The sequence below is a fragment of the Zooshikella harenae genome, from assembly GCF_018837975.1.
In the GTDB taxonomy this organism is placed as follows: domain Bacteria; phylum Pseudomonadota; class Gammaproteobacteria; order Pseudomonadales; family Zooshikellaceae; genus Zooshikella; species Zooshikella harenae.
Genome location: NZ_JAGSOY010000281.1, coordinates 1 through 1008 on the forward strand (window position 1 = coordinate 1; position 1008 = coordinate 1008).

1 pseudogene is annotated in these 1008 nt (G+C 42.0%); it reads right to left on the reverse strand.

Annotated features, from left to right (window positions below):
- Positions 1-992: pseudogene (locus KCG35_RS25635) on the reverse strand (IS3 family transposase); the annotation flags it as partial.
- Positions 993-1008 lie beyond the last annotated feature (16 nt).

The following is a 1008-nucleotide window of genomic DNA, read 5'->3' on the forward strand; positions in this document are numbered from 1 at the left end:
CAAGCTACCAAAGAAACGTTCTACAACAGCATTATCCCAACACGCACCTACATCACCCATACTCGCTCGGATACCATAGCTCAATAACAGCTTACGATATTGTTTGCTGGTATACTGAGAGCCACGATCACTGTGAAATACAAGGCCTTTAGGTGGTTGGCGCAGGTTATACGCTTTTATTAAAGCTTTGCATACCAAATCGGTTGTCATCCGTTTATCGATATGCCAGCCAACAATTCGACGAGAGTATAAATCCATCACCACGGCCAAATACATCCAACCTTCACCTGTCTTTAAGTAAGTCACATCACCAGCCCAAATCTGGTTGGCGGCGGTTGGGTTAAAGTTCTGGTTTAGCAAGTTATCAGCTACTGAATCAGCATGCTTACGCTTCGTTGTGATCTTGTAAGCCACGCGCTGTGTTACTTTAAGGCGTAATCGGCGCATAATGTAACGAACTTGGTAGCGACCTATTTGATAGCCTTCTTTGCGCAATTTCTTCACCATTTCACGATTCCCTAAGCTACCCCGGCTTTCTTTAAATAATTTTCGAATACGGCGATAAAGCTTCAAAGTATCAAGACTAATCACAGCTGCAGGCCGTTTTAGCCAATCATAATAGCCTGATTTACTCACACCCATCATGTGGCATAACAATGCTACAGGGAAATGGTTAGATTGTTTTTTAATGAAGCGAAATTTTACTTCATTTCTTTCGCAAAGAAGGCACTGGCCTTTTTTAAAATTTCTTTCTCCATGCGTAACGCTTTGTTTTCTTTACGCAATCGTTTCAGTTCATCGCGCTCAGATTCCTCTAAAGCGATGCCTTTCTGTTGGGCTTCGTACTTTTCTTTCCACTTGTAAAGCAGGCTAGTAGTAATACCAAGTGACTTTGCTGCATCAGCCACACTGTAGCCTTGCTCTAGCACCATCAAAATAGCTTCATCTTTAAATGACTGTGGATAGCTCTTATGTGTTTTTTTCAGACTCATATAGACCTCTTAACTC